General features: G+C 36.5%; 3 protein-coding genes. All 3 read left to right on the top strand.

Annotated elements, in window-relative coordinates:
• Nucleotides 1-5,924: cell surface protein SprA (sprA, locus tag AB4Y90_RS13150; RefSeq protein ID WP_441558021.1), on the top strand; the 5,924-nt coding region annotated here is incomplete at its 5' end.
• Nucleotides 5,925-6,250: 326 nt separating this feature from the next.
• Nucleotides 6,251-6,628 (top strand): glycine cleavage system protein GcvH, encoded by a 378-nt coding sequence (gcvH, locus tag AB4Y90_RS13155; protein WP_441558022.1) that lies wholly within the window; start codon nucleotides 6,251-6,253, stop codon nucleotides 6,626-6,628.
• Between the two features lie 16 nt (nucleotides 6,629-6,644).
• A complete protein-coding gene (locus AB4Y90_RS13160) occupies nucleotides 6,645-6,980 on the top strand; it encodes a VanZ family protein (RefSeq protein WP_441558023.1) in 336 nt (111 codons plus the stop codon).
• Nucleotides 6,981-7,515: the final 535 nt, after the last annotated feature.

A 7,515-nucleotide genomic window follows, 5' to 3' on the forward strand; every position in this document is an offset into this window, starting at 1 on the left:
ATGCAATTGGATCACCTAGAGAACAGGGAAAAAATTATCTGACAAACTTTCAGGGACAGACATTTGCAGGAAGTGCACAACCTTATGAAAACGGAGAGCATTTCGTCTTAAGTACCAAAGCCAGAAGAATGGATGCCAATGAATATACCTATCATCCGCAATTAGGGTATATCTCTTTAAATCAAAAATTAAATGAAAACCAGTTATTAGCTGTATCATTCTCATATACCGTAAACGGAACCAATCAAGTTTATAAAGTAGGGGAATTTTCCGAGGAAAGTCCGGTGCTTGTAACAAAGCTATTAAGATCAAACAGCAATACAAGAGTAGATTCACCAATGTGGAATCTGATGATGAAGAATTTTTATTCTTTAGATGCAGCTCAGGTAGACAGAGACGGTTTTATTTTAAATGTATATTATCGTGACGCCAAAACGGGAGGTAAAGTAAATTACTTACCCGGTACTTCTGTTGAGGGAACCAATTTGCTAAAACTTTTCAACTGGGATAGGCTTAACGTAAACGGTGACTTACAAGCCAATGACGGTGTTTTGGGTGACGGTGTTTTCGACTTTGTGGAAGGAATTACCATCAGAAAAGATCTGGGAAGGATCATGTTTACCAAAGTACAGCCATTCGGAAGTTATATGGCGCAGGTTTTAGGAAGCAGTAATCCGCAATATGTATTTTCAGATCTTTATACGCAGCAGAAACAGCAGGCAAGCCAAAGTAATCTTGCGTTGCGATATACCATAGAAGGTCGTTATAAAGGAGCTCAGGGACAAGGAATTGCTTTAGGAGCAGTAAACGTGCCTCAAGGTTCTGTAAAAGTTTCTGCAAACGGAGTACAGCTTAYAGAAGGTATCGATTATACGGTAGATTATATGTTGGGAACCGTTACCATCATTAACGAAACCGTAAAACAATCGGGTCAGGCAATTAATATTTCATTAGAAAATCAGCTGACGTTTAATACTCAGAGAAAAAGATTTTTAGGTTTAAATTTAGAAAGAAGAGTAAGTGAAAACTTTATTTTCGGTGGAACTGTTGTTAATTATTCCGAATCGCCATTAACTCAAAAAGTAAATTACGGTCAGGAAGCTGTAAACAATACAATGGCGGGAATAAATATGATGTACAACAATCAGCTGCCTTTCCTTACCAGATTAACAGATAAAATACCGGGAATCAATACCGAAGCTCCTTCCAACTTAAACTTTAAAATGGAGGGTGCTTATTTAATTCCGGGGATCAATAAAGGAACAAATGATCAGTCTTACATCGACGATTTTGAGCAGACTACTTCTAAAATTTCATTAAAAGAACCTACCGCTTGGAGTTTAGCTTCCAAACCGGAAAAAAGCCAGGGAAATCCGCTTTTTGCAGGAGCAGGTACTAATGATGATCTTACTAATGGTTATGGAAGAGGTTTGCTAACTTGGTATAACATCGATCCAAGATTTTGGGGCGTTGGAGGCAGAGCTCCACAGGGAATTACTGCAGCATCAGTTTCTAATCACGCTTCAAGAAGGGTGCAGTTTTCGGAGATTTTCAATAACAGAGATTTTGTAGCAGGAGAGCAGACTTTTACCAATACTTTTGATATTTCTTATTTCCCTCAGGAAAAAGGACCTTACAATGCCAATCCTGCAACTGAAACAACTGCACAAAGATGGGCGGGAATTATGCGCCCGATAAGTGTTACAAATTTTGTGAATTCAAATATTGAATATGTAGAATTCTGGATGATGGATCCTTATGCAGACGGAAATACATTGGGGGCAAATCCTAAGCTTTTGCTACAATTAGGAAACGTTTCTGAAGATATTCTGAAAGACGGTTTAATGCAGTACGAAAACGGTTTGCCTACAGGCGGAAGTCCGTCAACAACTACGTCGTCCAATTGGGGAATCCAGCCGAAACAACCGCCAATTTTATATGCGTTTTCAAGTGAAGGTGCAGACAGAACTGCGCAGGATTTGGGGTATGATGGTTTAAGCTCTGATCAGGAAGCGATGAGGTTCGGAAATACATTTGTAAACCCGGTAACCAATCTTGCCGATCCTGCAGTTGATGATTTTGTATTTTATTTATCTGATAAATTTACAGGAAGCCAGGCTTCATCTATTGTTCAGCGATACAAATATTTCAGAGGCCCGGAAGGAAATTCACGAAGCGGTTCACTGGAAGTTTCTTCACAAACTCCGGATGCAGAAGATRTCAATAAGGATTATAATCTGGATCAGACAGAAAGTTATAATGAGTATATTGTTGATTTGGATCCAGGAAGTTTAGTGACGGGAACAAGTAATTATATTGTTGACCAAAAAACAGTCACTGCAACATTTCAGGATGGTTCTACTGATGATGTAAAATGGTATTTATTTAGAATTCCTGTTTCTGATTACAATTCAGGCAAACCAAACTTAGGAGGTGAGAAAAATCCTGCAGTTCTTAATAATGTAAGATTTGCAAGATTAATGTTAACTGGTTTCGATCAAGCATCCACTTTGAGATTTGGTACAATGGATCTTGTAAGATCCGATTGGAGAAGATATTCTAAAAATATTGCAAAGTTTGCGGTTGGAACTACAGTTCCTGATCCTGCAACCGACGAAGGTTCCGTTTTACAAAATATTGATAATTTTGAAGTAGGTAGTGTAAACATTGAAGAAAATGCATTAAACCAGCCTCCATATGTACTTCCGCCCGGAATTGACAGACAGGYTCTTAGCGGAAATGCAGGTGCACAAAGACAGAACGAATCATCGTTATATCTGAAAGCTACAGAATTAGTTGCTGATGAGGCAAGAGGTGTATTTAAAAATACCAGCCTTGATATGAGAAGATACAAAAAATTAAGACTTTTTGTACATGCTCAAGATCCTACAAATCCGGCAGCTCCAGGAGAAATTGATGATAAGACCAAGTTTTTCATTCGTTTTGGTAGTGATGCTACTGATAACTATTATGAATATGAATCTGCATTAAAACTTACTCCACAAAATGCAACTGCACCCATGGAGATTTGGCCATTTGAGAATGAAGTAGACTTTAATATTCAGGATTTCGTAGATGCTAAAATAAGACGTGACAGAAACTTCCCTGATAAACTTATACAAAGAATTGAAGACCCAGAATTTGGAGGCGGTGAAACATCTAAAAAAATCTATATTAAAGGTCGTCCTAGTTTAGGAAACATCACAACAATTATGGTGGGTGTCAGAAATGCAGGAAATAGGGGAGGAACTGCAATTACGAGAGTTCTTTGGGTAAACGAAATCCGTCTTTCTGAAATTGAAAACGATGGAGGTTATGCAGGAAATGCGAGCTTGAATTTCAACTTGGGAGATTTTGCTACGGTTAATACAAGTGCATCTTATTCATCTGTAGGTTTCGGAAATATAGATTCTAAACCGGCAGAAAGAAGTCAGTCTACACAATCGGCTTTCAGTATCAATACGGCAGTGAATGTAGATAAATTCTTACCTGAAAAAACAGGAATGAAGATTCCTTTGAATTACTCGTACTCTCAAACCATCGAAGATCCTAAGTACAATCCTTTAGACACCGACGTTGAATTTAGCAAAGCGGCAAATAGAGAAGAGCTTAAAAAAGTTGCAAGAACGTACACCCAGCAAAGAAGTATCGGTGTCGTAAATATGCATAAAGAAAGGGTAAAACCAGACAGCAAACCTAAGTTTTATGATGTAGAAAACCTTTCATTAACTGCGGTTTATAACGATGACCATTACCGTGATATTTATACCAAGAAAAATTACAGACAGTATTTCAGAGGATATTTAGATTATAACTATACATTCAAACCTTGGGTGGTAAAACCATTCAATAAAATGATCAGCGATACGGCAAAATCTACAAAATACCTGAGATGGATAAAAGAGTTTAATATCAATCCGGTTCCTACAAGATTATCTTTCAGAACTGAATTAGACAGAAATTATAACGAGCTTGAATTTAGAAATATCGATGCCATTCTCAGCGGAAATCTTAATGACGATTTTGCAGCTTTGAAGAACAGAAACTTCTACTTCGGATGGCAATATGGTTTAGGATTTAATTTTACTAAATCTTTAAAACTTGAGATCAATTCGGCAACAAGAACGCTGAATGACCAGGTTGATGTAAATACGATGGATAATTCTTCCATCTTCGGAAATATTTTCAGAGCAGGAAGACCGGTTTTATATAATCACAAAGTGCAGTTAAATTATAAATTACCGTTCCAGTATCTTCCTTATCTTGATTTTATTGATGCAGAATTGGGTTACGGATTTACCTATAACTGGAACGCAAGATCTACAGCGCTCCTTGCAAGTCCTGAAGGAAGTTTAGGATCAATCGGGCAGAATAGCAATGTTATTTCGGCAAATGCTACTGCAGATCTTCCGAAATTCTTCGGTCAGTTCAATTATTTTAAAAAGATCTCTACTACGCTTCAAAAACGTAAACAGGAGCAGGATTCTTTAAACAATGCGGTAAATCTGGCTTGGGAGAAAAACAGATATACTTACAAAAAATATAAGTTTAAAAACAAGCTTTCCGTTTTACAAAGCGCGGCATTTTTACTTACTTCAATGAAGCAATTGAATGTAACTTACACCGAGAATAACGGAAGTGTACTTCCTGGTTTATTGTCTGCTCCGAATGGATACGGTTATGGTCAGACTTTGGGTGGTCCTTCCATAGGTTTCCTTTTGGGTTCTCAGGCAGACATCAGAAGATTATCGATGGAAAGAGGCTGGGTAAGTGATTCACCATTTATGATCGATCCTTATATGAAAATGTTTACACGGGAATTCAGGGCAGATTTGCAGGTCGTTCCGATGAATGATTTTAATATAACTTTTAATGTTTTACAGACTTACAACAGAAATTTCTCACATACAGGATTCAATTATGTAGATGATTTTGGAAATGCCAATCCGAATCTTACGTTTGCAAGTGATATGGTTTCTTATTCCAATACTGCGGTTCTTATCAATTCATCATTTAAAGAAAGTACGGCAATTTATGATGCGATCAGAGCAAATGCTCAATTGATTTCACAACAAATGGGCGGAGTTTTAAATCCTGATGGTTATACAGAAGGATATGGTATTTCGAATGCGTATGTTTTAATCCCGGCATTCCGTGCTGCGATGGAAGGTAAAAATCCTGAGCGTTTAGGAAATCCCAAAAAAGCTGGGCTTCCTATTCCGAACTGGAGGATTATCTATTCAGGACTTAAAAATATTCCAATCATTAACGGGCAATTTAGCAAATTTGATATTCTTCACAGTTATACCGCAACTTATACGGCAACGGGAATACAGTCGAATATCGATTATTTCAACAGCAGAAATGATCCGGGAAGTTCTTTAAGAGATGTTAATGATAACTATATCAATCCTTATACATTCTCTCAGGTTGGTTATACAGAATCTTTCTCACCGCTTATCGGAGTAGATGTTACGATGAGAAACAATATGCAGTTTGGGGTGCAGTACAACAAGACAAGAAGTATGATTTTAGGTTTGGTTAACCACTCTCTTACCGAAGATGCTTACACAGAATATGTAATAAGATTAGGATACATTGTAAGAAACTTCCGTTTGGGAACCAACAATCAGAGAGGGGCAAGAGCGAAAGGATCAGATTTGAATATCCGTGGTGATATTTCCCTGCGAGACAGCCAGACAAGTATTATGAATATCTTATTGAATGATTCTCAGATTACAGGCGGACAAAGATTAATGAATATTAAACTTTCTGCAGATTACAATGTTTCAGAAAACCTGAACTTAAGATTATTCTATGAGCAGATGACCTCGAAATACAAAATCTCAACAGCTTTCCCGCTGTCAACAATCAGAGCCGGGATTTCTGCGACATTCACTTTTGGTGATTCCGGAGGTTTTTAAAATACAATAAATAAATAATCCCTTTCTGAAAAGAAGGGGATTATTTATTTCACAGCTATTGGATGGTGAGCTTTCAATCACTATATTTGGTAGGTAATAATAATTAATTTAAATAAGAATAAAAGATGCGCAGTATTGTGTGTCTTTTGTTTTTTTGTGATGAAACATTTTGTTAAAGCTTAAAATCTTTGACAAAATTTAAATTTGATATCAAGAAAAGCCAATAAAAAAATATTCAGAATAAATTGTTACCCCCTCAACTTGTTAAAAATTTTCTTTGAGTATATCTCTATTTTGAATAAATTTGTCAACATAAAAAAAATAAAATGAATACACCGTCAGAATTAAAGTACACTAAAGACCACGAGTGGGTAAAGATCGAAGGTAACGTTGCTACAATTGGTATCACAGACTTTGCACAAGGAGAGTTGGGAGATATCGTTTATGTAGATGTAGATACAGTAGACGATGATGTGAATGGAGGAGATGTCTTCGGAAGTGTAGAAGCTGTAAAAACGGTTTCAGATTTATTCTTGCCTATTTCAGGGAAAGTTACAGAATTTAATTCTGCTTTAGAAGATCAGCCGGAATTGTTAAACACAGATCCTTATGGAGACGGATGGATCATTAAGCTTGAAATTGCAGACGATGCAGATCAGTCAGAATTGCTATCTGCTGAAGAATACCAAGCAATCATTGGATAAAATTTCAAACATATTTATGAAGATACTGCCCATTTATTGGGCATTTCTTACTTATATGCTTTTGCGTCCCGGTGTTGAGAACCACGAATATTTCTTTATGTTTGACGGAATTGACAAGGTTTTGCACTTAAGTATATTTGCGGCTTTAGGTTTTTGCTTTATGGCTGCTTTTCCAAAAATCAGATTTTCGTATTTCTTTCAAATTATATTGATTTATGCATTTCTCACAGAAATTCTGCAGCAGGAAATGAAACTCGGCAGGTCAATGGAAACACTCGATATCGTTGCCGATACCATTGGTTGTTTAATCGGATACTATATATATAAAGTGCTGGTCAAGCGTTTCCTCTGATTCTACTATAAAAAAATTTGAAATAAATAAATATCCTTACCTCTGAAAATGTCGGAGGTATTTTTATTATAAATAAGTCTACTTCAACTCTCCAAAACTCTCCAACTCTCATACTTTTTTCAGTAGCTATTTCCGGCTTTCACTACTCGCTTTTTTGCACCATGCTTTTCCCTTGTGAGCAAAAAGAGCTCAGACATGCCGTTCAATCCGGGCTATAATGACAGTTTATAACTTTACTTAGTTCTATAGTTATATATATGTTTATATGTTGTGTATTTATCGCTCAACTAATATTTGTATTGCTGTTTAAATACCCTATTTGTAATTTGCTTGAATTGAAAAAAATTATTAAAATATTGATATAAACATGGATCTATAAAGATAGCGCTCCTCCGGAGCGCCCCCTTTGTAGCAAATAAATGTTTTAAGCAATAATAAAAGCTCCATAGGAGCGACACTCAAAACACTCAATATCCTCATTCCTCAAAAACTCAATTCCTCAAAAATCTCAAAACACACTCACAGTCTCTTTCAA

It is taken from the genome of Chryseobacterium sp. 2TAF14, assembly GCF_052115105.1.
In the GTDB taxonomy this organism is placed as follows: domain Bacteria; phylum Bacteroidota; class Bacteroidia; order Flavobacteriales; family Weeksellaceae; genus Chryseobacterium.